This is a genomic window from Microvirga sp. M2 (assembly GCF_047497095.1).
Taxonomy (GTDB): domain Bacteria; phylum Pseudomonadota; class Alphaproteobacteria; order Rhizobiales; family Beijerinckiaceae; genus Microvirga.
The window spans coordinates 15,266-41,065 of record NZ_CP134064.1 but is presented as its reverse complement, the minus strand read 5'-3'; the positions used below and the strand labels follow the sequence as shown (position 1 = coordinate 41,065).

At 62.3% G+C, this 25,800-nt stretch carries 26 protein-coding genes, 1 tRNA gene and 1 pseudogene; 21 read left to right on the top strand and 7 right to left on the bottom strand.

The annotated features are described in order from the left end of the window. The first annotated feature begins 51 nt into the window (after positions 1 to 51). A tRNA-Sec gene (locus RE429_RS20005) sits at positions 52 to 147 on the top strand. Between the two features lie 59 nt (positions 148 to 206). Here RE429_RS20005 and RE429_RS20000 read toward each other — a convergent pair. Then, the gene (locus tag RE429_RS20000; protein ID WP_414475117.1) at positions 207 to 545 is read right to left on the bottom strand and encodes a hypothetical protein; all 339 of its coding nucleotides are present in this window, start codon (positions 543 to 545) and stop codon (positions 207 to 209) included. Positions 546 to 627: 82 nt separating this feature from the next. Further along, positions 628 to 1,674, bottom strand: a complete 1,047-nt coding sequence (gene selD / locus RE429_RS19995; protein WP_414475116.1) for a selenide, water dikinase SelD — start codon at positions 1,672 to 1,674, stop codon at positions 628 to 630. A 307-nt stretch (positions 1,675 to 1,981) separates the two neighbouring features. Here selD and RE429_RS19990 point away from each other — a divergent pair, with 307 nt between their 5' ends. From RE429_RS19990 to RE429_RS19960, 7 genes are all read left to right on the top strand, one after another. Further along, positions 1,982 to 3,187: an HlyD family secretion protein gene (locus tag RE429_RS19990; RefSeq protein ID WP_414475115.1), complete on the top strand. Its 1,206-nt coding sequence runs from the start codon at positions 1,982 to 1,984 to the stop codon at positions 3,185 to 3,187. After that, positions 3,188 to 5,158, top strand: a complete 1,971-nt coding sequence (locus tag RE429_RS19985) for a glycosyltransferase (protein ID WP_414475114.1) — start codon at positions 3,188 to 3,190, stop codon at positions 5,156 to 5,158. A gap of 23 nt (positions 5,159 to 5,181) precedes the next feature. After that, positions 5,182 to 6,297 carry a cache domain-containing protein gene (locus RE429_RS19980; RefSeq protein ID WP_414475113.1) on the top strand — a complete coding sequence of 372 codons (1,116 nt, stop codon included), beginning with the start codon at positions 5,182 to 5,184 and terminating at the stop codon, positions 6,295 to 6,297. A gap of 171 nt (positions 6,298 to 6,468) precedes the next feature. Further along, positions 6,469 to 7,401 carry a 3-keto-5-aminohexanoate cleavage protein gene (locus RE429_RS19975; protein WP_414475112.1) on the top strand — a complete coding sequence of 311 codons (933 nt, stop codon included), beginning with the start codon at positions 6,469 to 6,471 and terminating at the stop codon, positions 7,399 to 7,401. Positions 7,402 to 7,565: 164 nt separating this feature from the next. Then, positions 7,566 to 8,765, top strand: coding sequence for an ABC transporter substrate-binding protein (locus RE429_RS19970; RefSeq protein WP_414475111.1), 1,200 nt, complete (start codon positions 7,566 to 7,568; stop codon positions 8,763 to 8,765). Between the two features lie 106 nt (positions 8,766 to 8,871). After that, complete coding sequence (locus RE429_RS19965; RefSeq protein WP_414475110.1) at positions 8,872 to 9,648, top strand: SDR family oxidoreductase; 777 nt, start codon at positions 8,872 to 8,874, stop codon at positions 9,646 to 9,648. Between the two features lie 113 nt (positions 9,649 to 9,761). Beyond that, positions 9,762 to 10,466 carry an SDR family oxidoreductase gene (locus tag RE429_RS19960; RefSeq protein WP_414475109.1) on the top strand — a complete coding sequence of 235 codons (705 nt, stop codon included), beginning with the start codon at positions 9,762 to 9,764 and terminating at the stop codon, positions 10,464 to 10,466. Between the two features lie 1,122 nt (positions 10,467 to 11,588). Here the strand turns inward: RE429_RS19960 and RE429_RS19955 are convergent. Then, positions 11,589 to 11,861, bottom strand: a complete 273-nt coding sequence (locus RE429_RS19955) for a hypothetical protein (protein WP_414475108.1) — start codon at positions 11,859 to 11,861, stop codon at positions 11,589 to 11,591. Between the two features lie 405 nt (positions 11,862 to 12,266). On the opposite strand from RE429_RS19955, the gene RE429_RS19950 reads away from it, so the two are divergent. The 8 genes and pseudogenes from RE429_RS19950 (at position 12,267) to RE429_RS19915 (ending at position 18,415) form a co-directional block, all read left to right on the top strand. Beyond that, positions 12,267 to 13,469: an ABC transporter substrate-binding protein gene (locus RE429_RS19950; protein ID WP_414475972.1), complete on the top strand. Its 1,203-nt coding sequence runs from the start codon at positions 12,267 to 12,269 to the stop codon at positions 13,467 to 13,469. A 71-nt stretch (positions 13,470 to 13,540) separates the two neighbouring features. Then, positions 13,541 to 14,407: a branched-chain amino acid ABC transporter permease gene (locus RE429_RS19945; RefSeq protein ID WP_414475107.1), complete on the top strand. Its 867-nt coding sequence runs from the start codon at positions 13,541 to 13,543 to the stop codon at positions 14,405 to 14,407. 6 nt (positions 14,408 to 14,413) lie between these two features. After that, on the top strand, positions 14,414 to 15,397 hold the full coding sequence (locus tag RE429_RS19940; RefSeq protein ID WP_414475106.1) for a branched-chain amino acid ABC transporter permease: 984 nt from the start codon (positions 14,414 to 14,416) through the stop codon (positions 15,395 to 15,397). Then, positions 15,390 to 16,169: an ABC transporter ATP-binding protein gene (locus tag RE429_RS19935; RefSeq protein ID WP_414475104.1), complete on the top strand. Its 780-nt coding sequence runs from the start codon at positions 15,390 to 15,392 to the stop codon at positions 16,167 to 16,169. The genes RE429_RS19940 and RE429_RS19935 overlap by 8 nt, the downstream gene beginning before the upstream one ends. Positions 16,170 to 16,172: 3 nt before the next feature. Further along, positions 16,173 to 16,898 (top strand): ABC transporter ATP-binding protein, encoded by a 726-nt coding sequence (locus tag RE429_RS19930; protein WP_414475103.1) that lies wholly within the window; start codon positions 16,173 to 16,175, stop codon positions 16,896 to 16,898. Between the two features lie 15 nt (positions 16,899 to 16,913). Next, entirely contained in the window at positions 16,914 to 17,699 is a 786-nt protein-coding gene (locus RE429_RS19925; RefSeq protein ID WP_414475102.1) for an aspartate/glutamate racemase family protein, read from the top strand. 122 nt (positions 17,700 to 17,821) lie between these two features. After that, positions 17,822 to 17,887, top strand: a pseudogene (locus RE429_RS19920) (GntR family transcriptional regulator); the annotation flags it as partial. 27 nt (positions 17,888 to 17,914) lie between these two features. Continuing rightward, positions 17,915 to 18,415 carry a GntR family transcriptional regulator gene (locus tag RE429_RS19915; RefSeq protein ID WP_414475971.1) on the top strand — a complete coding sequence of 167 codons (501 nt, stop codon included), beginning with the start codon at positions 17,915 to 17,917 and terminating at the stop codon, positions 18,413 to 18,415. 453 nt (positions 18,416 to 18,868) lie between these two features. On the opposite strand, the gene RE429_RS19910 is transcribed toward RE429_RS19915, so the two are convergent. Beyond that, complete coding sequence (locus RE429_RS19910; protein ID WP_414475101.1) at positions 18,869 to 19,057, bottom strand: hypothetical protein; 189 nt, start codon at positions 19,055 to 19,057, stop codon at positions 18,869 to 18,871. Between the two features lie 115 nt (positions 19,058 to 19,172). Then, positions 19,173 to 20,033 carry a LysR family transcriptional regulator gene (locus tag RE429_RS19905; protein ID WP_414475100.1) on the bottom strand — a complete coding sequence of 287 codons (861 nt, stop codon included), beginning with the start codon at positions 20,031 to 20,033 and terminating at the stop codon, positions 19,173 to 19,175. A 201-nt stretch (positions 20,034 to 20,234) separates the two neighbouring features. Between RE429_RS19905 and RE429_RS19900 the strand changes: the two genes are divergently transcribed. The 5 genes from RE429_RS19900 to RE429_RS19880 all read left to right on the top strand — a co-directional run bounded on the left by RE429_RS19900 (position 20,235) and on the right by RE429_RS19880 (position 24,538). Then, the gene (locus RE429_RS19900) at positions 20,235 to 21,071 is read left to right on the top strand and encodes a transporter substrate-binding domain-containing protein (RefSeq protein ID WP_414475099.1); all 837 of its coding nucleotides are present in this window, start codon (positions 20,235 to 20,237) and stop codon (positions 21,069 to 21,071) included. 180 nt (positions 21,072 to 21,251) lie between these two features. Continuing rightward, positions 21,252 to 22,385, top strand: coding sequence for an NAD(P)/FAD-dependent oxidoreductase (locus RE429_RS19895; protein WP_414475098.1), 1,134 nt, complete (start codon positions 21,252 to 21,254; stop codon positions 22,383 to 22,385). Next, entirely contained in the window at positions 22,366 to 22,674 is a 309-nt protein-coding gene (locus tag RE429_RS19890; RefSeq protein ID WP_414475097.1) for a (2Fe-2S)-binding protein, read from the top strand. The genes RE429_RS19895 and RE429_RS19890 overlap by 20 nt, the downstream gene beginning before the upstream one ends. Next, on the top strand, positions 22,671 to 24,197 hold the full coding sequence (locus RE429_RS19885) for an FAD-dependent oxidoreductase (RefSeq protein ID WP_414475096.1): 1,527 nt from the start codon (positions 22,671 to 22,673) through the stop codon (positions 24,195 to 24,197). The genes RE429_RS19890 and RE429_RS19885 overlap by 4 nt, the downstream gene beginning before the upstream one ends. After that, positions 24,194 to 24,538: a RidA family protein gene (locus RE429_RS19880; RefSeq protein WP_414475095.1), complete on the top strand. Its 345-nt coding sequence runs from the start codon at positions 24,194 to 24,196 to the stop codon at positions 24,536 to 24,538. The genes RE429_RS19885 and RE429_RS19880 overlap by 4 nt, the downstream gene beginning before the upstream one ends. Before the next feature lie 182 nt (positions 24,539 to 24,720). On the opposite strand, the gene RE429_RS19875 is transcribed toward RE429_RS19880, so the two are convergent. Next, positions 24,721 to 24,903 (bottom strand): hypothetical protein, encoded by a 183-nt coding sequence (locus RE429_RS19875; RefSeq protein WP_414475094.1) that lies wholly within the window; start codon positions 24,901 to 24,903, stop codon positions 24,721 to 24,723. Positions 24,904 to 24,922: 19 nt separating this feature from the next. Beyond that, entirely contained in the window at positions 24,923 to 25,363 is a 441-nt protein-coding gene (locus RE429_RS19870; RefSeq protein ID WP_414475093.1) for a hypothetical protein, read from the bottom strand. Between the last annotated feature and the right edge of the window lie 437 nt (positions 25,364 to 25,800).

The window sequence follows — 25,800 nt, the reverse complement described above, 5'->3', positions numbered from 1 at the left end:
ATCAATGCGCATCGGCTCGAACTGTTTCGGCAAACGCCGGAGAAAGGCCAGGGAGGAGAATCGTCCCCGGTGGGGCGTCCGGACTTCAAATCCGGGTGGGGCTGCGAGCCGGTCCTCGGTGGGTTCGACTCCCACTCTCTTCCGCCATCCTCGCCAAGCGGCCTGTCGCAGGCTCGGAGGTGACAGCCGCCAGTTCGAGGATGCGGTCAACGCGACGGCGCGCAGCCGCGGGACGAATCGGCCTGGTTGGGCGCGGACGCGCTTTTCATCGGGTCGAGACCGCTCGCCGTGGCGGGATGTTCCGATGGCGATTGCGGGGTGGGCCCTTGCGGAGCCGTGCCGATATAGGAGCCGCCGAGCCCGCCCGTCCACCCGGATGAGCCCGCCGTTCCCGGTGAGGTGCCGGAGGCCTGACTATGCGGATCGGGCGGAGTGGCGGCCGTCGTCGACGGCGCCTCCGGGCAAGGGGGCTGTGCCGCGGTCTGCGCCCAGCAGGGGGGCGATAGGCCTAAGGCCGCGACGACAAGGATCAGGGCGGCTCGCATGGCATCCGGCTCCTCTCGGCTCGAGCATCGGAGCAACGTGACGAGACACGGCAGGTTCCGGGAAGTTCCCTAAATCAGCTCCCTAAATCACTTGGATCTGCGGAGGGCCGGACTCCGCTCGACCGACGATCCGGGCGGATGGATAGCCGGCCTTGACGATATGCCCGAGAATTCGGTCCGCCCTCTCCGGCGCGCAGGCGATGAGAAGGCCGCCGGACGTCTGAGGATCCGTGAGAAGCTGCCTCTGCCAGAGCGCGAGGCCGTCGGGAAGCACGATAGAATCGCCGTAGCTGTCCCAATTGCGGGTCGAAGCGCCCGTGACGTAGCCTCCCTGGGCAAGCGACACGGCTTCGCGGAACAGGGGGAGGCGGGAGAGGTCGATGGTCAGGGTCAATCCGGATCCGCGCGCCATTTCGAGGCCATGGCCGAGAATGCCGAAACCCGTGACGTCCGTGACGGCATGGACATCGGAATCCTGGGCAAGCTCGGCGCCAATTCGATTCAGGAGAGTGACCGACGCCATCATCTCCCCGTAGGCGTCGGCGGGAAGCGCGTCCTTCTTGAACGCGGCCGAATAGATGCCGACGCCGAGGGCTTTCGTCAGGATGAGCGCATCCCCTGCCTTCGCGCCGCTGTTCCGGCGGATCTCGCTGGGCTTCGCCGTTCCGACCACGGCGAGCCCGTAGACCGGTTCGGGGCAGTCGATGGAATGGCCGCCGGCCACGGGAATTCCGGCTTCGGCGCATATCGCCGCGCCGCCCCTGAGGATTTCGCGGACGGTCGCGGGCGCAATTTTACCGAGGGGCATGCCGAGGATCGCAAGCGCCATGATCGGACGGCCACCCATCGCATAAACGTCGGAAATGGCATTGGTCGCTGCGATGCGCCCGAAATCGAAGGGGTCATCCACCATCGGCATGAAGAAGTCCGTGGTCGCGATGATGCAGGTCTCCTCGTTCAGCTGCCAGACGGCCGCGTCGTCCGCCGTCTCGGTGCCGACCAGGAGTTCCCGGAACGGCCCTGCGGCGGGCTGCTCGGAGAGAAGCTGCTGGAGGACCGCCGGCGCCAGTTTGCAGCCGCAGCCGCCGCCATGGGACAAATGACTGAGCCGAACATGCTGCATGTCCATCCAAATCCTCCGTTCCTCCATCCATGGTCCCAGACCTTCGCGGATTATGCAAATCCCGGATCATGACGGAGCCTGTTCGGAATCGATCCAGTTCGAGATCCAGTGAGCTGGTTGCACGAACCTCATGGAACTCGGAGCTGCCTTTTGGGTTGGGTCGCTAAGGTTGTGGCGCTACCACTTTGGAGGTACCCTCTCCGTTGACGGACTGCCGGGTTGATTCGATCCGAACGCGCAGAAGGCGCAGGATCTGAGAGTGGGCGCCGTTTGAGCAATCTCCATGCCTTAGGTCCAGAACAGCGCCCGTATCATGAAGATCTTTCGAGTTATTTTGGGAGCGGCTCTGGTCCTTGGCGGACTTTACATCGTCATCGGTGAATACCTGTTGGGCACGAGCGCCGATGCCACGATCAACGCCCGCACGGCCGTCCTCCGAGCGCCCATTCAGGGAGTGGCCGAGTTCTCCGTACGAACCATCGGAGCACAAGTCTCCCCCGAGGAGGCCGTGGTGCGCATCACGGACGAACGGTTCGACACGGCCCGCCTGATCGACCTGGAGCGGACCCGTTCCACGCTCGAGGCGGATCTGGCTCGGCTTCAGGCTCAATCCGCGGCGGTCGATGAAGCCCGCAAGGTCCTTCAGGAACAGGCAAAGAGCTACCAGGACGGGCGCTTGCGTCAGATCCGGTCCCGCATCGCCGAAGCGCAGGCTGCCGTGAATTCGGCGGAGGCGCGATTCCGCGAGGCGGAAAGCGCCTTGGAACGGACCCGGGAACTCAGTTCGCGGGGCGTTCAGACTGCGATCACCCTCGACAAGGCGAAGGCGCAGTACGACGTGGCCCAACAGGATATCGCGAGCGCCCGCGAGCGCGTCAGCTATCTCTCGACGGAGCTCTCCTCGGCGCAGAACGGCGTCTTCATCGGCGATTCATACAATGACGCGCCGTTCTCGATACAGCGCATCCGCGAGTTCGACCTACGGCTCGCCGAATCGAGCGCGGAGGCCGAGAACGTCAGGCGCCGGCTCGATCTCACCTCCGAACAGATCGCGGCAGAGCGGGTTCGCGTCAATCGCCTGACGGCCGCCGAACTCTCGATGCAGAGCCCGGGCATTGTCTGGAATTTTTTGGCCAGCAGCGGAGAGCACGTCAACCAGGGGCAGGATCTCGTCCGGTTCGTCGACTGCTCCGCCGTCATGGTCACGACCAGCGTGAGCGAGCGGGTCTATTCCGGTCTCCGAGTCGGAATGCCGGCCCAGTTCAGGCTCAACGGTGACAGCCGGATCTTCGAGGGAACGATTACCCGTCTCGGCGGATCCGGAGCAGCGGGCCTTTATACCACCCTTGCCATTGGTCCGAGCCCCGAGCACCTGACCCGCTTCGATGTCGCCCTGAGCGTTCCGGAGTTGACCGGCAGTTCGGATCTTTCCTGCGCTGTCGGCCGCACCGGACGGGTCGTCTTTTCCGGCGGCCCCCTCACGAGCCTCCGGCGGTCATTGACGAATTTCGGCTTCTAGATGCTCGTCCTGGACCAAGACCTGTCGAGTCTTGCTGGCCTCGCCATCGTGACCGGGCTCGCCCTGTTGCTGCTGCCGAATGCGACCCCGAAGGTCGGCTGGATCCGGGTCCTTCTGCTGAGCCTCACGATCGTCCTTGGCTGGCGCTACATGCTGTGGCGGATCACGGAAACCGTACCGGCCGGCGGGCTGACGATGGACTCGGTCGTGGGCTCGATCTTCGTCACCATCGAAGCCCTGTCTCTGGTGTCGTCCACGCTGGCCTACCTGGTTCTCATGCGGCGAAAGGAGCGCCGCGAGGAAGCCGACCGCAACTTGGGCTGGTGGGGGAGCGATCCGCCGCGGATCGATCTCTATATCGCGACCTACAACGAGGAACTCGAGGTCCTGGAGCGAACGCTCGCGGGCGCGCAAGCGCTGGACTACCCCAACCTGCGCGTCTTCGTTCTCGATGACGGCCGCCGCAAATGGCTGACCGAGGCCTGCCGCCGCTACGGGGCCGAGCACAGGACCCGGCCGACGAACGATCATGCGAAGGCAGGCAACATCAATTATACCCTGTATCAGCGCCTGAAGGAGGACGATGCCCCGGATTTCGTGGCGGTCCTCGACGCGGATTTCGTCCCGCACCGCAATTTCGTCCGCCGGGCCGTTGCGCTGTTCCATGATCCCAAGGTCGGCCTCGTTCAGACGCCGCAGCACTTCTTCAACCCGGACCCGATTCAGCACAATCTCTATATTGCGTCCTCCTATCCGGACGAACAGCGCTTCTTCTTCGATCATCTCGAGCCGGCGCGCGATGCCTGGGGCGTGGCCGTCTGCTGCGGGACCTCCTCGATGGTTCGCGTCTCGGCGCTTCGCGAGATCGGCGGGTTGCCGACGGATAGTGTGACGGAGGACTTCCTCCTGACCATCCGGCTCGACAGCCATGGCTACCGGACCGTCTACCTCAACGAGGCGCTGACCGAAGGTCTCGCTCCGGAAGGCCTGCACGAATATGTCGTGCAGCGCGGACGCTGGTGCCTGGGGATGATGCAGATCGTCCGCAACGTCTACAACCCCCTCGGCTTCAACAACCTTCGATTCATGCAGCGTTTGAGCCTTCTCGACTCGTTGCTGTTCTGGACGACGACGTTCCCGTTCCGCCTGGCCGCGCTCGTGTGTCCGCTGCTCTACTGGTTCTTCGGCATCGTGGTCGTCAACGCCTCCGTGCCGGATCTCATCTCCTACTATCTTCCATACTACGCCGCCGTCCTCATCTCCCTGAACTGGATTTCGGGCGGTCTGATCTGGCCCGTGCTCAACGACGTCTCGCAGCTCATTGCCGCATGGCCGATCACCCGCGCGGCCGCCATGGGCCTGCTGACCAAGGGACCGCACAAGTTCCGGGTCACCGCCAAAGGCGGCGACCGGACCAGGACGATCGTGCAATGGCCGATGATGAAGCCGTTCGCCGTTCTCTTCGCGCTGACCGTGCTGGGCCTCGTCCTGCCGTTGCTCTTTCCGGAACATTTCGGCCATGTGGCGAAAGCCGGGGACGGCATCCGGGTCATCCTGTTCTGGACGCTGTACAACCTGCTGGTGCTCGCCGTCACCATGCTGGTCTGCGTCGAACGCCCTCGCGTCAACCGGCCCCAGCGCGAGTCCGTCGAGATGGCCCTTCTGTCGGTCGGCATGCAACGGTTCTCGTCATGGGTGCTCGAGCTGGGCGTCGATCATGCACGGGTCCGGGGCCTGTCGGACCTTCCGGCGGGCGCACTGGGGACGATCACTCTGGCCGAGGTGGGCGATGTCGCCATCCGCATCTCGGCGGAGACGAGCGACGGCTACCATCTTTCCCTGCGCCCGACACCCGAGCAGCGCGACGGGATCCTGCGCAAGCTCCACACGGCCGATGTCAGGCCAGGAGCCGGTCGCGGAGATATTCCTGAAATGATTCGAGGCTGGATGCGAAGCCTGGCGTCTCGATAGGCTTGAAGCAAGGGAGTGCGAACATGCGCGTCGGGTTGAAAGCACTTGTGTTCGTGATCGGCGCCTTGCTGATGCTCGCGCCGGCCATCGTGGCCGGCATGATGTTTACGGATGCCATGCAGAGACGGGCGGAAACGGCGAACGCCGCTCGTCTTCGCGTCCTCGGAGACATCGCTGCCAATCAACTCGGACGGCAGATGTATCGCCTCTGGCAGGATGTCGAAGGCATGTCGCGCATCGCCGACATGGGCGACTCCGAGGAGACCCGCCGCCAGCTGACCCTGCTGAGCAGCGTCGATCGACGCTATACCTGGATCGGCGTGGCCGATGTCACGGGAAAAGTCATCGCCGCGTCACAGGGGATGCTCGAAGGGGCGAGCGTCGCCGAGAGACCTTGGTTTCGCCGGGGTCTCAACGGCCCGGCGGCGACCGACGTACATGGAGCCTTGCTTCTCGAAAAACTTCTCCCCGCGACACCAGAGCCGCGGCGCTTCGTGGATTTCTCGGCTCCGATCAAGAGCGCGCAGGCGGGCACGACCGGTGTGATCGGCGCCCATTTCGATTGGGCCCTGGTCAAGGACGGACTTCACGCTTTCAGAGGGCAGGGAGTCGATCTCCTCCTCGTTTCGAGAGACCGGGCAGTCTTATCGGGTCCCGCCGCCCTCGAGGGGACGACCTTGTCGGTCGGATCGGCTGTCGCCGCCGGGCAGGGCGCCTCCGTCTCGCTCCGCGAGCGGTGGAGTGACGGGAGGGACTATATGACTGTCGTCGTCCCGGTGGTCTGGAAGGACATGCCCGGCTTCGGCTGGAGCGTCATCGTGCGGGCCGACACGAACACGGTGCTCAATCCGATCCGATCCATTGCGCGGGCCTTCTGGACCCTCCTCGGTGCAGGCGTCCTCGTGGGCCTGGTTCTGCTGTATCTGTTTTCGGCTTGGCTTGCCAAGCCGCTCCAGCGCCTGGTGGCGGCAGCGGAGGCGCTCGCCAGCGGGCGGTCCGATCAGCCGCCACACGACGAGACCCGCTATGAGGAGGCAACTCGCCTGAGCGCCGCGCTCGTGCGGCTTCAGACCCACTCGGTCAGGCCCTATCAGCCCACGCGGACCAAGGCCGACAAGACCTCAATCTCCATGCCCTGAGCCAACCCCCACCTTCCAGACGGCTCCGTTGCTGTTCGCGTCTCAAGATTTGAACTCCGAGGCTGCTTGGATGGTCCTGGACATGGCCCTCTATGGACAGACGCCAGGGGCCCGGCATAGCCTAGCCGATAATCTTGATCGGCTAGGCGGTTTCCGACCGGGGAGGTTTGAATGAGGCGATCCGAAAAAGTCATCATCAGCTGCGCGATAACCGGATCCATCCATACCCCAAGCATGTCGCCCCACTTGCCGGTGACGCCGCAGCAGATCGCCGAGAACGCCATCGCGGCGGCGCAAGCCGGTGCCGCGATCCTTCACCTGCACGCCCGAGACCCGCAGACGGGCCGCCCGACGCAGAGCCCCGAAGTGTTCAGGCAGTTCCTGCCGGCCATCAAAGAAGGCTGCGACGCCATCGTGAACATCACGACCGGCGGAGGGCTCGGGATGTCGCTCGATGAACGTCTCGCAGCGGCAAAATGGGCGCAGCCCGAGATCGCCTCCATGAATATGGGCTCCTTCAACTTCAACATCTCCGGTGCGGGTGCACGCGTCGGGTCGTTCAAGAACGACTGGGAGAAGCCCTATCTCGAGATGACGAAGGATTTCATCCTCTCCAACACCTTCGCGCAGATCGAGCGGGGGATGACGGAACTCGGTGCGCTCGGAACGCGCTTTGAATTCGAGTGCTACGATGTCGGCCATCTCTACAACCTCGCCCATTTCGCCGACCGCGGACTCGTGCAGCCGCCCTTCTTTGTGCAGGCCATTTTCGGAATCCTCGGCGGCATCGGTCCGGAGCCGGAGAACCTGATGCACATGAAGGCGACGGCCGACCGCCTTTTTGGAAACGACTACTATCTCTCCATTCTTGCCGCCGGCCGCCATCAACTGCCGTTCGTGACCATGGGCTCCATCCTCGGCGGTCATGTGCGGGTGGGCCTGGAAGACAACCTCTATCTCGGCAAGGGCGAACTCGCGCCGTCCAATGCGGACCAGGTCCGCAAGATCCGCCGAATCCTCGAGGAGCTTTCCCTTACCATCGCCACACCGGACGACGCGCGCCGCATGCTCCAGACCAAGGGACCTGACAACAGCGCCTTCTGAGTGGCGTGGATGGGCCATCTTGCCAGCGAGCCATCATCGGCGCCCCGGTTCCTGTGGCGGCCTTAGGGTGCTGCCTCGGCCAAGGGAAAAGCAAGCTTGTGGCCCCTTCTTTCCAAGCGTTCACAGGCATGCCTAAGATGGGCGTTCCAAAAAGGGAGGAAATAATGAAGACGGGCTATGTTCTCAGCGCTCTGGTCGCGGTGGCCATGACAGGAGGGGCGCAGGCGCAAACCTCGGTCAAGCTGGGCATCTTAAACGACCGTTCCGGCGTTTATTCCGAGCTGACCGGCGAAGGATCCGTGATCGCGGCCCGCATGGCCGCTGAAGATTTCAAAGCTGCCGAGAAGGGCATCAAGGTCGACATCGTCGCGGCGGATCACCAGAACAAGCCGGATATCGGCGCCAGCATCGCACGTCAATGGTACGATCAGGACGGTGTCGACGTCATCCTCGACGTTCCGACCTCCTCGGTGGCGCTCGCCGTGAACGGCATTGCCCGCGAGAAGAACAAGATCCTGATCAATTCGGGCGGCGGCACCTCGGACTTGACCGGATCCCAATGCTCGCCCAACACCGTTCACTGGACCTACGACACCTGGGCGCTTGCGAACGGAACCGGCGGTGCCATGGTGAAGCGGGGAGACAACACCTGGTTCTTCGTCACGGCGGACTATGCCTTCGGGCATGCCCTGGAGCGTGACACCGCGGCCCTGGTGACCAAGGCGGGCGGCAAGGTCGTCGGCACGGTTCGACATCCCTTCCCGGGCCAAGACTTCGCATCCTTCCTGCTGCAGGCTCAATCCTCGGGCGCCAAGGTGATCGGGCTCGCCAATGCGGGCGGTGACTTCACCAATACGATGAAGCAGGCGGCGGAGTTCGGAATCGTCCAGGGCGGCCAGAGCCTCGCGGGACTTCTCGTCTTCATCACGGATGTTCACGCTCTCGGTCTTCAGGTGGCTCAGGGCCTCGTGCTGACCGAGGCATTCTACTGGGATCAGAACGAAGGGACCCGGGCTTGGTCGAAGCGCTTCGCCGAAAGGAACGGCGGCAAGATGCCGACCATGGTCCATGCGGGCGTCTACGCCGGCGCCCTCCATTACCTCAAGGCCGTCGAAGCCCTGAAGGGCAAGGAGACCGCGAGCGTCATGTCCAAGATGAAGGAGATGCCCACCGACGATCCGCTGTTCGGCAAGGGCATGATCCGTCAGGACGGCCGCAAGGTCCATGACATGTATCTGTTCGAGGTCAAGAAGCCGGCTGAGTCGAAAGGTCCCTGGGATCTCTACAAGCAGCTTGCCACGATCCCAGCCGATCAGGCCTTCCGGCCCCTCAACGAAGGCGGCTGCCCCCTCGTCAAGGGCTGATCGGAGTCGAAACCGATAGGGCCAGATTGGCCTGGCCCTATCTCTTCTGCGGGTTGATTCAAGAACGGCCGCCAGCGGGCCGGTTCAGCGATGGAAAGGGACGGCAATGGACTTGGACATTCGAGGTTTGCGCGTTCTCGTGACGGCGGGAGCCGCCGGCATTGGCCTGGAAATCGCCAGAAGCTTTGTCCGTGAGGGCGCAAAGGTCCATGTCTGTGATGTCGACGACGCGGCGCTCGCCGCGCTGGCGACGAGCGATCCGGATATCGCACGTTCCCGCGCCGACGTTGCGAGCCGGTCGGATGTGAGCCGTCTTTTCGATGAAGCCCTTCCCGCTCTCGGCGGGTTGGATGTTCTCGTGAACAATGCCGGGATCGCGGGACCGACGGCGCGGGTGGATGAGGTCGATCCCGAGGACTGGGATCGAACGCTTCAGGTCAACATCACGGGACAGTTCAACTGCGCCCGTCTCGCGGTCCCGCATCTGCGCGAGAGCAAGAACGCGTCCATCATCAATCTTTCGTCCGCGGCAGGCCGTTTCGGCTTTCCTCTTCGCTCTCCCTACTCCGCGTCGAAATGGGCAGCGGTAGGCTTCACGAAAACCCTCGCCATGGAGCTGGGGCCGCTCGGGATCCGGGTCAATGCCATCCTTCCCGGTGTTGTGGAAGGCGAGCGGATCCGCCGCGTGATCGGGAGCAAGGCTCAGGTGCGCGGGATCAGCTACGAGGAGATGGAGAACGAGTTCCTCCGGCACGTCTCCTTGAAAGCCGCCGTGGCGCCGCAGCAGATTGCCGATCAGATCGTCTTCCTGTGCTCACCGCGCGGGCGGACGATTTCGGGTCAGGCTATCGCAATCGATGGCGATATCCAGTCCCTTGCATAACTTTGCTTCAACAGAAATGACCTGACGGGTGGACGCGACTTTCTGATATCACACGTGAGAGATACGGAACAGGCGGCATGTTCTGCCGCCACACCAACGGGATGGAGACGAGGATGTCAGTAGAAAAAGTGGCACTGATCACCGCAGGTGGCAGCGGCATGGGCGCCGCCGCGGCCCGCCGATTGGCAGCCGACGGGTTCAAGGTTGCGGTCTTGTCCTCCTCCGGCAAGGGCGAAGCCCTGGCCCAGGAGCTTGGCGGCATCGGCGTGACGGGCTCGAACCAATCCAACGACGATCTCAAGCGGCTTGTCGATGCGACAATGGAGAAGTGGGGCCGGATCGACGTGCTGGTCAACAGTGCCGGCCACGGACCCCGTGCGCCCATCCTCGAAATCACCGACGAGCAGTGGCATCAGGGGATCGACGTCTACTTCCTGAACGTGGTGCGCCCGACACGCCTCGTGGCGCCGATCATGGTGCAGCAGAAGGCCGGCTCGATCATCAACATCTCGACGGCCTGGGCCTTCGAGCCGAGCGCGATGTTCCCGACCTCGGCCGTCGCCCGGGCGGGCTTGGCGTCCTTCACGAAGATCTTCGCCGATCAGTATGCGGCCGACAACGTCCGGATGAACAACGTGCTGCCGGGCTGGATCGACAGCCTTCCGGCCACCGAGCAGCGCCGCGACAGCGTGCCGATGAAGCGATACGGCACCAGCGAGGAGGTGGCCGCGACCATCGCGTTCCTGGCCTCGGAGGGAGCGGGCTACATCACCGGCCAGAACATTCGCGTCGATGGCGGCTTGATACGGGCGGTGTGACACCGCTGAGGAGGGCGGCCCTTCTCGCCTTTGCATTCCTCGGCTTGGCCTGAGGCAGCACATTGTTGACAATCGGAATGATATGGCGAGCCGAGCGGATGGGTGCAATGCGCAGGCTGCGCCTGTCCCAGGTGCGGGCGGAATAGGAATGACTTTTACGGATGGGTCATGACGCCATCCGACTTCTCCGCCCGCACCGAACGGAGGCCGCTCCGTGCCGCGCTCGCTCAACGTATCCGTGTCCCCACTTTCCACGTTCGATCCTCTCGTGAGGGGGCGAGGGATGCGACATGAAAAGCAAGCGACAGAGCAGGTGTCGGAAGACCGGATGGCCTGACATGGGCATCGGATATCGGCCTGAGACTGTCCCCGGAAAAGGGAATGTGGATAAGACCGGGGGAAGTTCGGACCTGCCCTTGGCGCGCGCGACAGGGCCTAAAAGTTCCCTGCGTGGGAATCGATTTTTTCGTTTTCTCAGAAAGGTTTGATTCAGAGTCTGGGGAGCAAATCCCGCGCCTGTTTTCGCGTACCAGGTGCCGCCGTGCTCTCATCGAAACTGCACATTGCCTTCACGATCGTAGCGCTGATCACCCTCGGAAAAGCACCGATGGTAAAGCCTCTGAGAAATCCCGAGACTGAAGTGATCATCCGCGTCGTGATCCTTCGTGATGATGATACGAAAGGTTGAGCGGGCGTTAACGTCGCTCTTGCTGGAAAAGGGCCCCGCCTGGAAGGCGGGGCGCGCTAAGGGCGCATAAGTCAGCATCTGTATGGGGGCATGACAGATGCAGGGAAGTCAGAGGACCCCTGGCTTTGGTTATATGGCTATGGTCCCTATATTCACTTAGGCCAAATGGTCTATGTTGCCGGTGTGCATCAATCGCCTTGATCGGGTGCGCGCAGCCTGAGAACATCCGAGCCGCACTCTTTCCAAGCCATTGAAGATGATCGTCCCGGTCCTGACGCAATGGCAGGATCGCGATGCCGGCAAAGCGGATGCGCGACCGGATCACCAGGTGCCATAAAGTCCGCCTCTCCCGGTTCATCGCGATCGTCGAAGAGTGCCGTCAGCGCTTCGAGAGGGTCAGGGAGTGGATCTCTACCGTGCCGTCGATGCGGCCCTCAAGGCACGCGTGCTTCCTGTGCGCTTGTCCTGATCGCCTGCTTTGCATTCCTCCGGCCGGAAGCCCTCGGAGCTTTGGTTGCCTCGGAGCGGCAGAAGTCGATTGCCGCCTCCAAAAAGGCCTGGCGGGCTTGCGAGTGTTGGCTCACGGCCCTGATCCAGGGCTTGTCCGCGATGAGCGTCACCAGCCGTTCCGGCATCAGGCGCAGCTTCTCCTCCTCGGCAGCTACCATCCGTTCATAAGCATGCAGCAGCTTTGATGGTCTGGCCATGAACACTCCCAACATTGACGGTCGGCACTCTGGGTATCGCTCCCGGCCTCCAACTCGTCTTTTACCGGAGATCGGTCTAGCGATCGTTAAAGTCGGCCGACGGTTTCGGGCCGCGATCGTCGAAAAGGCCAGCCGGAATCTGGGACGGCACAGAGCGGCCGTACTCACCGTCGCTGTCGGCGACGGACACCACATCGTAGCGACGGGAGAATCGGAACTCGCTCAACGGCGAAGATTACCGCGTCATTCTCACTTTCGAAGGAGGTACTACCGCCGCTCGGCAAGATGTATGCAAAGCTCTTTCGGATTGTTGACAGTTCCAGGCCGCAAGCGTCCACTTCGTATAAGCCCCGTCGCATCAGCGTGAGACTTAGGCTTTCGGCGACGGGCCTGGAGGGACGAGCGATGAGCACTCGGCGTACAGTTATTCAAGGGGCTGTGCTTGCGGTAGTGTCTGCCTTGGCCATTGTGGCAACCGGAGCAACCTCGGTCGAGGCCGCGGACAAGGAGCTCAAAATCGGGTTCGTCGGCGTCACCAGCGGCCCGGCGGCCGCGTGGGGGACATCAAATGTCCGCTCGATGCAAACCCGAGCCGAGTGGTTGAATCAAACGGGCGGCGTGCGGATCGGCGATACGACCTATAACATCGACATCGTCACATTCGATGATCAAAAGGATCCCAAGCGGGCGATTGCCGGCATGGAGAAGATGGCTCAGGAGGGCATTCACTATGTCGTCGGGCCCAATGTCGACGATGGCGCGGCGGCAGTCCGACCTGTCGCCGAGAAGGCAGGCATCATCTACTTTCCCTACGCCTTCCCGAAAGAACTTTATGTGAAGCCTGCATCGAATGCAGTGCTTGGCATGATCGCCAGCTATCAGTCGGGCCCCGCCATCTACAAATACCTGAAAGAGAACAAAGGGGTTAAAAGCATCGCCTTCATCGCGGCCAACGAGTCCGATCCTCTCAGTCAACGTGACAGCGGCGTCGCCGCCGCGAAGGCCCTCGGCCTGCAGATTCTCGCCGAGAAGGACACCTACCAGAATGACACTCGCGACTTCACCCCGGTGTTGACGCCGATCGTCAAGCTGAAGCCGGATCTGCTGGTGCTCTCGGGCGCTGCCCCTGCCAACGCGCCTCTCCTGATCCGCGCGGCAAGGGAACTCGGCTTCAATGGCCTGATCTCGACCGAGACGGCTCATGACGCCAAGGTGCTGGCCGAAGGAGCAGGCGACCTCGCCAACGGCTTCATATCGGTGGGCGGCGCCTCGACTCCCGAGATCCGCTCCCCCGTCATGGTGGAGTTCATCGATCGCTATACGAAGAAGTTCGGCGAATACAACGACGAGTCGAATACAAAAGTATACGCGCTCGAGTACATCCTCGAGACTCTGAAAGCCAATCCCAAAGCGGTCGACAACGTTGATGAGTTCAAGAAGACGATCGACACGTTCTCCGCTCCGAACCCCTTCATGAAGGGCGACAACAAACTCAAGTATGTCGGTTCGACCTCGTTCGGTCAGAAGCGCCAGATCGCGGTTCCGATGGTCGTCAACGAGTACCAGAACGGTGAATTCAAGACATTGTTCATCGGTGAGGTCGACTGACTTTCTTGGCACTGGCACCATGAGCGGGCCCGTTCATGGTGCAATCCACAGGTTCCCGACTGGATTCCTCCATGGAGCAAGTGATCGCAAACGGGCTGTATCTCGGGGCGCAGTATGCGCTCATTGCCCTCGGGTTGACGCTGATCTTCGCCCTGATGAACGTCTTAAACTTTGCGCATGGTCAGATGTACGTCCTTGGAGGATTCGTCACCTACTATGTCTATGGCCAGCTCGGCCTCCCCTTTGCGGTGGCACTCCTGGCATCCGGAGCGACGCTCGCCGCCGTGGGCGCTCTGATCGAGAAATTTCTCTTCCGGCCCGTGATCCGGAGAAGCATTCGTGAGGAAAGCACGATGCTGCTCGCAGCGGCCATCGCTTTCTTTCTCGATGCGATCATCCTTCTTCTTTTCGGCGAGAAGCAGCGTGGCGTCCCGAAGATCATCAATGGCGTGTTCCTGTCCGATGCCCTGATCATGCCTTATGATCGCCTGCTGATCGGCGCCGTGGCGCTCGTCATGATCGCGGTGTTCATGCTGCTCATGCAATATACAAGGCCCGGTCGGGCCATGCGCGCGCTGGCGCAGGACCGTGTCGCAGCGCAACTGATGGGCGTTCGCGTCGACCGTTACTCCATGATAGGATTCGCACTCGGCGCCATGCTGGCCGGTGTCGTCGGGGGCCTTCTTGTGGCGATCACGGGCGTAAACTCCGGGATAGGAGGGCCGATCTCGGTCAAGGCCTTCATGATGGTCATGATCGGCGGAGCAGGCGTCGTCGGGGGAGCCATTGCGGGAGGATTCATCCTGGGCATGCTCGAGTCCGTGGGACTGAGTGTCCTGCATGCCTATGGCGACATCACGTACCTGGTCATATTCGCGGCCCTGATGGTGTTCCTCAGCATTCGCCCCAATGGGCTGATGGGTAAACCCTGGGGGTGATGTGACATGTCGGTCTCGAAGCTGATCGGGGTCCTGGGCTTCCTGGCAATGACGCTCGTGGCGATTCCCTGGATCATCGTCGCGACCGGCCGTTCAGACCTGTACTATACGTTGACGTCGGTCGCTCTGCTTGCCATCGCAAGCGGTGGCGTCTGGCTCACATTCTACATTGGACGCATCAATATCGGCCAAGCCGCCTATGCGCTGCTCGGCGGCTATGTCTCCGCAATCCTCATCGTTCGCTACGGCGTGCCGTTCTGGTTCACCTTGCCGCTCGCAGGACTTCTATGCGCCGGGGCGAGCGTTCTGATCGGCGTTCCAATTCTACGTATGCGCGGCGTCTACTTCGCCATGGTGACGCTGGTCCTCACGGAGGTCGCCCGCCTTTTGGCCCTTGCGCTTCCGGTGACCAACGGCGCCAAGGGCCTTGTGAACATTCCGCTCCCCGGCTCGGTCACACTCTTCGGCATTGAGCTGCTGCCGGATTTCGCAGCGCTGGATAATCCGCGGCGCGCCTTCTACTTCGCCGCCGTCGTACTGATGGTCGTGTGTTATGCGGGCCTTTACCGCTTGGTGCATTCCCGCATTGGCAGGCTCTGTCTGTCGCTCCAGCAGAATGAGGAGCTGGCCACTTCGATCGGCGTCAATGTCGCGTACTTGCGTCTTGTCATTTACGCGATCTCGTCCTTTCTGGGTGGGATCGCCGGAGCGATGTTCATCGCCATCTCCCAGTCCATCTATCCGTCGAGTTTTACAACGGCCGACTCCATCAATTTCATGCTGAACTGTTTCCTCGGCGGACTAGCCTATGTCCTCGGGCCAATCCTTGGGACCTTCCTTCTCTATTTCGGCTGGGACCTGTTGTTCAAGGCGGGCCAGTTTCAGCTCCTGATCTTTTCCTCTGTGCTGATCGTCCTAATGCTGACGCTGCCCAATGGCCTGCTCAGCCTCCGTCCATGGAAGCAGATGAAGGGGGCCGTTGGTGGATGACATTCTTCAGATTTCCGGCTTGACGAAAAAGTTCGGCGGTCTCACCGCCGTCAATAATGTCTCGTTCTCGGTGGCCGAGGGTGAAGTTCTCTCGGTCATCGGGCCGAACGGGGCTGGAAAATCCACCCTTTTCAAGCTCGTCGCCTCGTTCCTGCGGCCGAGTGCGGGCGAGGTTCGTTTTCAAGGAAAGCGCATCTCGGGCCTCGCACCTCATGTCGTAGCCAGGATGGGTGTCGTTCGAACCTTCCAGGAGACGACAATATTTAAAGGCATGACGGTGCGCGAGAACGTCATCATCGCTCACCAATTGAGAGCCCGGGCCAGCCTTCCGGGATTCTATATCGGGTCTCCCACGGCGCGGAAGGATGAGGCCGAGTTCGGAAGGTCCGCCGACGCCATTCTTGAGTTTCTCGGCCTTAGTCACATCCGGGATGAACCCGCAATCGCCCTCCCGCACGGGCATCTCCGGGCACTTGGAATGGCGATTGGCCTTGCCACGGATCCCAAGGTCCTTCTGCTCGATGAGCCATTTGCCGGGATGAACCATGACGAAACGATGCGTGCCGTCGAGATGGTGAAGGACGTGCGCGAACGAGGCGTCACCATACTCCTGGTCGAGCACGACATGCCAGCAGTGATGCAGATCTCCCATCGGATCGTCGTGCTGAACTTTGGGGAAAAGATTGCGGAAGGAACTCCGACCGAGATCCAGCGGAACGAGAGGGTCATCGAGGCCTATCTCGGGATCGAGGACAAGACGATCGGATTTTGAGATATGGCCAAGCTGCTGTCCTGCAGAAACGTGGAACTCTACTACGATCACGTCCATGCCTTGAAAGGCATTTCGCTCGAGATCGATGAAGGTGAGACGGTTGCCTTGATCGGAGCGAACGGGGCCGGCAAGTCGTCCATCCTACGGGCGATCACGGGGCTGAAGCGGATCTGGTCCGGCGAGATCCATTACCAGGGCGGACGCATCGATCGTTGCCAGCCAGACGAGATCGTCAAGATGGGCATTGTCATGGTGCCGGAGGGGCGGCGGGTCTTTCCCTATATGTCCGTGAAGGACAATCTCCTCATGGGAGCCTTCACCCGGTCCGACCGGACCGGCATCGGCGTGAGCCTCGACATGGTCCTGACCCGTTTTCCCCGTCTCAAGGAGCGCTACTCCCAATCGGCCGGGACCATGAGTGGTGGTGAACAGCAGATGCTGGTGATCGGCCGCGCGTTGATGGCCAAGCCGCGCCTGCTCTTGCTCGATGAACCATCCCTCGGAATCGCACCCAAACTGGTCCAGGATATCGCGCGATCGATCGTCGCCATCAACAGGGACGAGAAAGTCAGCGTGCTGCTGGTCGAGCAGAATTCTCGCATGGCGCTAAGGATTTCACAGCGTGCCTACGCGCTGACGACGGGCCGGATCGCACTTGCCGGACAGTCGGCCGAGATGCTGAACGATGAGCGTATCAGGCATCTTTACCTGGGTGGAGAGCTTCAGTAGCAGAGAGGCGATGCCATGCAGATCTGTGTCGTCAACCCCAATACGACGGCTTCGATGACCCGGAAGATCGGCCGTGCGGCCGTCGCTGTCGCGGCCAAGGGGACGGAAATCATCGCCGTCAATCCGAAGCTCGGCCCGCCGAGCATCGAAGGATATTTTGACGAGGCGTTTTCTATACCCGGGCTGATCGATGAGATCGGCAACGCCCCAGGCGCGGACGCTTACATCATCGCGTGCTTCGACGATACCGGTCTCGATGCAGCCCGTTGCATCACCGACGCGCCAGTGATCGGGATCGGCGAAGCCGCTTTTCATATGGCGACGCTTATTGCGGGCCAGTTCAGCGTCGTCACGACATTATCGCGCTCGATCCCGGTCATCGAAGGCAATCTGGTCCGATACGGACTCCGAACCCGCTGTGCCAAAGTGCGGGCGTCGGATGTACCGGTCCTCGACCTGGAAGCTTCCGGTTCAGGCGCCCGTCAACGCATTTCGGATGAGATCTCCGCCGCAATTCGCGATGATCGTGCCGAGGCAATCGTCCTCGGCTGTGCTGGGATGACGGATCTCGCGCGCTCCCTTGGGCAGGAGCACGGAATACCTGTCCTCGATGGAGTGGCCTGCGCGGTCAAGCTCTGCGAGGGGCTTCAGTCTCTTGGTCTCAGGACGTCAAAGGCCGGGGGCTACGCCACGCCTCGAGCCAAAACCTATTCCGGTCTTTTCGCGCGCTTTTCACCAGGTGGACTGGATTCGGCTGGAAGCGGCGAAGACCGGTCCGACAGGGGACGGAAAGACACGTGAAACGGGCCGATCCGAAAGAGACCTCCGAAGCCTTTGCCCGGAGCCGGAAACCGAATGTACGCTGGGCTGATGTGTACTCCGGGCTGAGGGATGCGATTGTGTCGCACCGCCTCTCGCCAGGAATGAAACTGCCCGAGGATGAACTGGCATCGATCTATTCCGTGAGCCGCACTGCCATCAGGTCTGCGTTGCAGGCCTTGTCCCATGATCGGTTGGTGAGACTTGAGCCGAATCGCGGAGCCTTTGTCGCGCAACCGTCAAAGCAGGAGGCGCGGGAGATCTTCGACGCACGGATTCTCATCGAGCCGCGGGTCGCGGCACTGGCGGCGTCGGCCGCCAGGCGGCCCGATATCGTTCGGTTGCGCCGGCATCTCGAGGACGAGGAGGAAGCCCTTCACGCCGGCCAAGTCAACGCCGCGATCTCGCTATCGGCGCGGTTCCACGTGGCGATCGCCGAGGTCGCGGCGCATTCGATCCTGACAGAACTCGTGACTGATCTCGTGTCGCGCTCGTCGCTCATCATTGCTCTGTACTGGTGCCGGCGCGATATCACCTGTGAAACGCATGCTCATCATGCTCTCGTCGACGCACTTGCCAGGCACAAGACCGGTCATGCGTCCGCGCTGATGGCTGACCATTTGGCGGACCTCGTGACCGGTCTCGATTTGACAACCAAGGATGTCGGGCCAGGAAGCCTCGCCGAGGTGCTGCGATAGATCGATCCGGCCTCTCGCAGATTGCGCTTCGGAATGTCATTTGAGAATATGCGTTTGAGTTGAGGATGCGGTTGGCTTTGTACATTCCCTTTGCGACGGCCGTCGTCCGACCTTGGTGTCGGGTCTTGGAAGCGGGATTGGCGACGGCATTGAGTGCGCCGCATTCGGATTGACGTTCGAAGCGAGGAACCGAACGGTCCGGTTGCTCGGGGCAGGCGTGCACATTGACCCTGCCTCACACAGGAATAATGCACAGGAGTTGTCAACGTCTCCTCCCCGGAGGGAACTCTGTCGAGCGGAAGGGGATTAATTCTCCGGTTCAACTGTGGAGGCTACCATGATCGGCGTCAGAATTCCCGCAGCCGCGATGGTGTTGGCGTGCCTTACCCTCTCCGTTGCCGCGGCCGAGAGGACAGGATCCGAGGACACGGTCTCCGATACCTCCTGGCAACATCATCTCTGGTCCCAGAAGTTCGACATCGCGCCCGATCCGGAAACAACCGGATCCATCAACTCCCAATCCATCTCGGGCATGGATACGAGCCGCTCGGACTGCGTGCCGTCCGGGTTGCAGTTCAGCCATCCTCCACTTCCGGGCTGGCGGATCGGGTCCTGTTCATAGCCCGTGAGTCCATATCCCATGGGACTCGGCATCGACAGTGGCGCGGCAGGCCGTTGCAATCGTTCCCGGTCGAGGCGGCCTCGATCCGAGAAGGAGCCAGGCCGCGCGCTTGTCCGGAGCCTTTGAGGTGGACAATCAGGGCATGACGGGATCGTCCTGCCAGCGTTCAACATACTCGCGAAACTCGCGCATGAACGTGACGGCCAGCGAAGAGGTCGAATGCTGGCCCGATCGCAGTGAGACGAAGCCGGCATCGATGAATGGCGTGAACGGTTTCGCCACGATGCCTTTGTCCTGAAATTCTGCTGCCGAATAGGGGTCGACCAAGCTGATACCACCGCCTTCCGCCACGAGCAGGCAAGCGATGTGGGATAAGGGTGTCTCAAGTGAGATCGTGCGTGGCACATCGGCAAGAGCCATATCGACCCGGGACCGAAAGAAAGTGCCTGGTCCGATACCTACGAAATGTTCGCCCCTGAGATCTGTCGGCTTGATGGACCGGCGCCGAGCCAGCGGGTGGTCCTTTCGCATGATCGCAACGGCCGCGACCGGGAAAGTCTCAATCTCAAGCCCGGTCCGGTCGAGCGGGCTATCCGCATATCCGAAGTCGGCCTGACCGCTTGCTACGGCATCGAGAACGAGATGGGAGGGCACTCCGCTGAGCGAAATATGGACATCCGGCCGCTGAACGGAATACCGGGCGGCAAAACGGGTAAGGATACTTCCGGCCAGGGCCGGCATCGCGGCGATCCGGAGTGAACCGGCCGTCTGCGCCCGAAGCGCCTGAGCGAATGCCTGGATCCGTGCCAATCCGACAAAGGACCGTTCGACCTCCTCGAGCAGCGCAGTCGCCTCGGCTGTCGGTACGATATGGTTGCCGCGTCTCTCGAATAAGGTCAGCCCGGTCGTCTCCTCCAGGCTTCGGATCAGACGGCTGATGGCGGGCTGAGTGACAAAGAGTGCCTCGGAGGCGCTGGTGATGCTGCCGGTGAGCATGACTGCGCGAAAAGCCTCGATCTGACGTGAACTGATCTCCATCGGGTTCCTGCATAGCATAACATTGAAGCATGCTACCATCAATAAATCTGATTTGACCTTATGGAAAGCGCTGCACGATGATCGAGGGCCGTTTCGGTGGATTGGCATGCCCGGATGCGGATGCTGCCGGGCGAAAAGACCAAATGAGGGATTAAGGATATGAGCACGTTGAAAGTTCTAGGCGCCGTTCTCGGCCTGACCGTTGCAGCGAGTGGGGCGTCGGCGCAGGAGAAGACCGTCAAGATCGCCACCGAAGGCGCCTACGCGCCGTGGAACTTCACCGGCCCCGGCGGCAAGCTGGAAGGCTTCGAGGTCGACCTCGCCAACGACCTGTGCGCGCGCATGAAGGTGAAGTGCGAGATCGTGGCGCAGGACTGGGACGGCATCATCCCGGCGCTCCAGGCCAAGAAGTACGACGCCATCATGGCCGGCATGAGCATCACGCCGAAGCGGCAGGAGGTGATGAACTTTTCCCGCCCTTACGCTCTTCCGATCAATACCTTCGCGGTCGGCGCCTCCGGGGATATTGCCAAGCTGCCGGGCGACGGCAAGCGAATCGACCTGACGGCGGACGAGGCCGCGGGCAAGGCTGCGATCGCCGCGATGGCGCCGGCTCTGAAAGGCAAAACACTCGGCGTTCAGGGCTCCACGACGGCCTCGGCTTTCGCCGATCAGTACCTCAAGGGCCTGGCCGAGATCCGCGAGTACAAAACGACCGAGCAGCACGACCTCGATCTCGCCGCCGGCCGCATCGATGCCGTCCTGGCGAACATGACGGTTCTGACCGCGACGATCGCGAAGCCGGAAATGAAGGATGTCAAGCTCGCCGGTCCCACGCTCCTCGGCGGCCCCTTCGGGCCCGGCATCGGTGTCGGCCTTCGCAAGGAGGACACGGACCTGAAGAAGATGCTTGATGAGGCGATTGCCGCTGCTTCTGACGATGGGACGCTCAAAGCGCTCAGCATGAAGTGGTTCAAGGTCGACATCGCACCCTAGAGCATCGGACCCAAAAGTGGATTTGCACTTTTGGGATTGAATCCGATGCTCCCTTCTTAGAGAAGCGCATCGTTCCTGCGACAAACCGGGGCCACTTTTTCGCACGATGCGCTAGGCCCAAGACCCATCGTTACCGCGGGACGGCCCTGGGCGCGCCTCGCCTTTTGTGAACACGACCGCATGACCCATCATCGACCAGACCGAGAGCCCGATGTCGCCGTCGTCGGCGGAGGTATCATGGGAGCCTGCGTCGCATGGGGACTGGCGCGGCGGGGACTGAGGGTCCGCGTGCTGGACGAAGGCGACATTGCCCTGCGAGCCTCCCGGGCGAACTTCGCCCTCGTCTGGGTGCAAGGGAAGGGCCTCGGGCTTCCCGCCTACGCCGCCTGGACGAAATCCGCAGCCGAGGCTTGGCCCCGCCTGGCTTCGGAACTCATGTCGGACACGGGCGTCGATGTCGGGCTCGATCAGCCGGGCGGGTTCACGCTCTGTCTGTCGGACCGCGAGTTGCAGGTGAATGTCGACGCGATGGTGCGCCTGCACAAGCAGCGCGATACCGTGACATATCCCTATGAAGTCCTGGATCATGCACAGACGAGGGCGTGGCTGCCCGACATCGGTCCCGATGTCAGCGGATCGATCTATTGTCCCCTCGACGGGCATGTGAATTCGCTGCGCCTGTTCCGGGCCCTGCACGTTGCGTTGAAGGCACGCACAGTCGACTACCGGGCCGATCATGTAGTCACCGCTATCGAGCCACGTGCAGGCGGCTTCGCCCTGAAGGGAAACTGGGGCGAGGTAAGGGTTCCAAAAGTTGTCCTCGCGGCAGGGTTGGGCAATGCGCGGCTGGCCCCGATGGTCGGCCTCGAGGCTCCCCTGAAGCCGAGCCGGGGACAGATTATCGTCACCGAGAAAGCCGCTCCGTTCCTGCGTTACCCTGTCGTCACGGTTCGCCAGACCGACGAAGGCGGTGTCATGATCGGCGACAGTGAGGAGGCAGATGGCTCAAGTCTCAGAATTGATCATTCCATCTCCTCCGTCATGGCCGACAGGGCCATCCGGATGTTTCCCCTGCTCGGTGACCTGAATGTCGTCAGGACCTGGTCGGCCTTTCGTGTCATGACGCTGGACGGCTCCCCCGTATACGAGCAATCGGAGGCCTGCCCCGGCGCCTTCATGGCGATGGCGCATTCAGGCGTGACTTTGGCTCCCCAGCATGCCTTCTCGCTTGCGGACTACATCGCCGATGGGATGATCCCCGAGGAAACCGCTGTCTTCTCGACCAGGAGGTTCCGTGTTCCAGCGTCTGCCTGATCGCAGTTCGGGCGAAGTCACCTTCACCTTCGATGGGCGTCCGATCACGGCGTCGGTCGGCGATAGCGTCGCCGCCGCGCTGCTTGCCGCAGGCATTCATGTCTGCCGCACGACCCCGGCCTCCGGGACTCCGCGGGGACCCTATTGCCTCATGGGTGTGTGCTTCGAATGCCTGGTGAGGATCGATGGCATGGACAACCGCCAGGGGTGCCTCGTGACGGTGCGGGAAGGCATGCGGGTGGAGACCCAGCGCGGCGCGCGCACTCTGACAACGGAGCCTGCACAATGACGGAGGGTGTCGTCCATAGCGGATGCGGGATTGCGGACCTCGCGGATGACTACGACGTCATCGTCGTCGGGGCGGGACCTGCGGGCCTGTCGGCGGCAACGATGCTGGCGGGGTTCAAGGCACGGACGCTCCTCGTCGACGAGAATCAGGCGCCGGGCGGCCAGATCTATCGCGCCATCACGGTGGCCCAGTCGGCAGATCGCCGGAGGCTGGGTGAGGACTATTGGCGCGGGCGCGGAATCGCCGAGGATTTTCTCCGCTCGGAGGCGGAGTATGCGCCGGCGACAACCGCCTGGAGCATCCAATCCGTACAAGACGATGCGGGACGGACGATCGGCCAGGAAGTCGGGCTCTCGTCGAGCGGCATGGCGCGTCTCATCCGCGCAAAGCACGTGATACTCGCCACGGGAGCGCTGGAGCGCCCCTTCCCGATTCCGGGCTGGACTCTTCCAGGCGTCATGACCGCGGGATCCGCCCAGATCGCCCTGAAGACCTCTGGCCTCATCCCGAGCGGAAAGGTCGTGATCGCCGGAACGGGTCCGCTGCTTTATCTCCTTGCGGCGCAGTTGATCGAAGCGGGGACGACGGTGTCGGCCGTCCTCGACACGACGCCGAGGGAGAACTGGCTTCGCGCCTTTCGGCATGCCCCGGGCTTTCTGATCTCGCCCTATCTCGCCAAGGGGCTGAAGCTGCTCGGAAAGGTGCAGCGCCGCACCCGGGTGATCCGATGGGTTTCCGCATTGGCAGCGGAAGGCGAGGGGGAACTGAGGGAGGTCGTCTGGACGGCTGGAGGCCGCGAGCACCGCATGCCTGCGGATCTCCTTCTGCTCCATCAGGGCGTGGTTCCCAACGTCAATTTCTCAAATGCCGCAGGCTGCGCTCACGATTGGGACGAGGCCCAGCTCACATTCCGGCCGCAGGTCGACGAATGGTTTGAAAGCTCGGTCGTCGGTCTCTCTCTCGCGGGCGACGGAGCTGGTATCCGGGGCGCCGAGGCGGCCGCGATCCAGGGACGTATCGCAGGGCTGGGCTGCGCCTCCCATCTCGGTCTCGTCGCGCCGGCGGAGCGTGATCGGCTTGCAGCGCCTCTCCGGAGATCCCTCGCACGCGCCTCACGGGGCAGGCGATTTCTCGATGAGGTGTACCGGCCCGCCCAAGCGTTCCGGGTTCCGCAAGACCCGGACACGATCGTGTGCCGGTGCGAGGAGATCTCGGCCGGACAGATCCGGGCATCGGTGAGTGCCGGGGCAGGCGGGCCGAACCAGATGAAGGTGTTTCTCCGGTGCGGTATGGGCCCGTGCCAAGGCAGGCTCTGCGGGCTGACCGTAACCGAGCTGATCGCGAAGGAACGTCGCAAGCATCCGTCGGAGATCGGGTATTGCCGGCTGCGCTTCCCGATCAAGCCGTTGAAGCTGCGCGAGCTCGCTGCCTTGCCGCAGACAGAAACCGCGAAGGTCGCCGTCCTGTCCGACCTCGCCGATACGCACCATTCCACATACGTAACCGAAAGGAAGTCTCAGTGACGGAACGCCATATTCAAACGCCGATCATGCATCGTGTCGTCGTGCACAACGACTTGGTCTTCGTCGGCGGAACGGTCGCGGATGAGCTCTCCGTTGGATTGGAGGGGCAGACCGAGCAGATACTGGCCAAATTCGACCAATACCTGGGCGCTGCCGGCACCGACAAATCCCGCTTGCTGTCCGCGACGATCTTCCTGACGGATCTCAACCGTAAGCCGGAGATGGACGCAGCCTGGAAACGCTGGCTGGATCCCAAGGACTTTCCGGCCCGTGCGACCGTCGGCGTTGCGGATCTTGGCGACGACACCCTTGTCGAGATCATGATTACGGCATCACGCTGAAACAGAACCAGCGAGCACCTCGACCTGAACGCCGTTCCGAGCGAGACGGCTCGACAGCGCCGGACGTGACATCGAACCCGCGTCCGACGCTTCAACATTTTGATCTTGAGCATCTTTCACGCAAAGACGGGCGTCCGGGAATAGGGTCCTGAGCCGGCAGTCCGGATCTGGGGTGCTCTCGATCAGGCGGATTGTATCTGCGTCTCAAGGACGACGACCTCGGCGCCGCACGAAAGGCCCCAGATCCGGTACTGAGGTTCATGTGAATTCTCGCAGAGAACCTGTACGACCCGGTACGTATCCGGACGGGCCCGCCGGGGATGGGCGGGTTGAACGATCTGGCCCACCTGGAACTTGGCATTCATTGAAAGTCTCCACGTCATATCAATCGGCATCGCCGCGACCGTGTGTCTCGGAGACAACGGGGGCATGCCTGCGGTCCGTTTTGGCGTTGGAGTGGGATAGACCCGATGTCAACCGCGCCTTGCCGTCAACCGAAGCGGCATCCTGTGCGTCGGGGCGCGACGCCGCTTGAGGCGGGAGAATGCCGCTTCGCCGACGCCGCGACGAGACGGCAGGATTTCCGAATATCCTGGCTGCAACGATCATCTGATGGAGATGGGCGAGATGCAGCACGTAAGGCTGGCGGTTCAGGCGTTGGCGTCGGGCGATCTCCACGGCAACGTCGTTGCGCATCGCTTCAGGATAGACGCCCAGGCTCCGGCGCTCCCACTCATACCAGCGATCGATCTCGGCAATGGCCGCCAGGCTGGCCTGTATGGCCGCCTCCAGGTCCGCCGGTGCCGTCTTGCTCCGCTCGCGCATCGCGTCGTCCCGCTTGATACGGTTCATCCTTAGACAAGGCGCAACAGTCTCACTCCCTCACGTGGGATCCGTGGCGGCCTTTCACAACCGTCAGTTGGAAGCCTCGGTACGGCACCGGGCTGACTCCCGACCCGCGACCCTCAGGCCGGTGCCGCCGCATCATCGGACGAGGCGCCGATACTCGCTCCTGATGAGGGCAATAGCATCCTGATGAGGGAAGAGCATCCGGAGATCGCCGGGCGAAAGGCCCTGCAGCGGGCGGCTCCCGATCAAACTCCGGTAGGGCTGTATCGACGCGAGGCTCTCCGTCATCGGCGCCTCCGGCCGACCGCGAACTCAGCCTCAGGTTATGGCGCCACGGTTCGTCCTACAACTTGGTACGGCAGCGGACAAATTCCTGCCAGGCTTGGAACTGTGTCACGGAGCTTCTCCTTGAA

What these genes read in the sequence shown, in the direction of transcription:
- RE429_RS20000 (WP_414475117.1), bottom strand. Translation starts at nt 545, where the DNA reads ATGCGAGCCGCCCTGATCCTTGTCGTCGCGGCCTTAGGCCTATCGCCC.
- selD (WP_414475116.1), bottom strand. Translation starts at nt 1,674, where the DNA reads ATGGACATGCAGCATGTTCGGCTCAGTCATTTGTCCCATGGCGGCGGC.
- RE429_RS19990 (WP_414475115.1), top strand. Translation starts at nt 1,982, where the DNA reads ATGAAGATCTTTCGAGTTATTTTGGGAGCGGCTCTGGTCCTTGGCGGA.
- RE429_RS19985 (WP_414475114.1), top strand. Translation starts at nt 3,188, where the DNA reads ATGCTCGTCCTGGACCAAGACCTGTCGAGTCTTGCTGGCCTCGCCATC.
- RE429_RS19980 (WP_414475113.1), top strand. Translation starts at nt 5,182, where the DNA reads ATGCGCGTCGGGTTGAAAGCACTTGTGTTCGTGATCGGCGCCTTGCTG.
- RE429_RS19975 (WP_414475112.1), top strand. Translation starts at nt 6,469, where the DNA reads ATGAGGCGATCCGAAAAAGTCATCATCAGCTGCGCGATAACCGGATCC.
- RE429_RS19970 (WP_414475111.1), top strand. Translation starts at nt 7,566, where the DNA reads ATGAAGACGGGCTATGTTCTCAGCGCTCTGGTCGCGGTGGCCATGACA.
- RE429_RS19965 (WP_414475110.1), top strand. Translation starts at nt 8,872, where the DNA reads ATGGACTTGGACATTCGAGGTTTGCGCGTTCTCGTGACGGCGGGAGCC.
- RE429_RS19960 (WP_414475109.1), top strand. Translation starts at nt 9,762, where the DNA reads ATGTCAGTAGAAAAAGTGGCACTGATCACCGCAGGTGGCAGCGGCATG.
- RE429_RS19955 (WP_414475108.1), bottom strand. Translation starts at nt 11,861, where the DNA reads ATGGCCAGACCATCAAAGCTGCTGCATGCTTATGAACGGATGGTAGCT.
- RE429_RS19950 (WP_414475972.1), top strand. Translation starts at nt 12,267, where the DNA reads ATGAGCACTCGGCGTACAGTTATTCAAGGGGCTGTGCTTGCGGTAGTG.
- RE429_RS19945 (WP_414475107.1), top strand. Translation starts at nt 13,541, where the DNA reads ATGGAGCAAGTGATCGCAAACGGGCTGTATCTCGGGGCGCAGTATGCG.
- RE429_RS19940 (WP_414475106.1), top strand. Translation starts at nt 14,414, where the DNA reads ATGTCGGTCTCGAAGCTGATCGGGGTCCTGGGCTTCCTGGCAATGACG.
- RE429_RS19930 (WP_414475103.1), top strand. Translation starts at nt 16,173, where the DNA reads ATGGCCAAGCTGCTGTCCTGCAGAAACGTGGAACTCTACTACGATCAC.
- RE429_RS19925 (WP_414475102.1), top strand. Translation starts at nt 16,914, where the DNA reads ATGCAGATCTGTGTCGTCAACCCCAATACGACGGCTTCGATGACCCGG.
- RE429_RS19910 (WP_414475101.1), bottom strand. Translation starts at nt 19,057, where the DNA reads ATGGGATATGGACTCACGGGCTATGAACAGGACCCGATCCGCCAGCCC.
- RE429_RS19905 (WP_414475100.1), bottom strand. Translation starts at nt 20,033, where the DNA reads ATGCTCACCGGCAGCATCACCAGCGCCTCCGAGGCACTCTTTGTCACT.
- RE429_RS19900 (WP_414475099.1), top strand. Translation starts at nt 20,235, where the DNA reads ATGAGCACGTTGAAAGTTCTAGGCGCCGTTCTCGGCCTGACCGTTGCA.
- RE429_RS19895 (WP_414475098.1), top strand. Translation starts at nt 21,252, where the DNA reads ATGACCCATCATCGACCAGACCGAGAGCCCGATGTCGCCGTCGTCGGC.
- RE429_RS19885 (WP_414475096.1), top strand. Translation starts at nt 22,671, where the DNA reads ATGACGGAGGGTGTCGTCCATAGCGGATGCGGGATTGCGGACCTCGCG.
- RE429_RS19875 (WP_414475094.1), bottom strand. Translation starts at nt 24,903, where the DNA reads ATGAATGCCAAGTTCCAGGTGGGCCAGATCGTTCAACCCGCCCATCCC.
- RE429_RS19870 (WP_414475093.1), bottom strand. Translation starts at nt 25,363, where the DNA reads ATGCGCGAGCGGAGCAAGACGGCACCGGCGGACCTGGAGGCGGCCATA.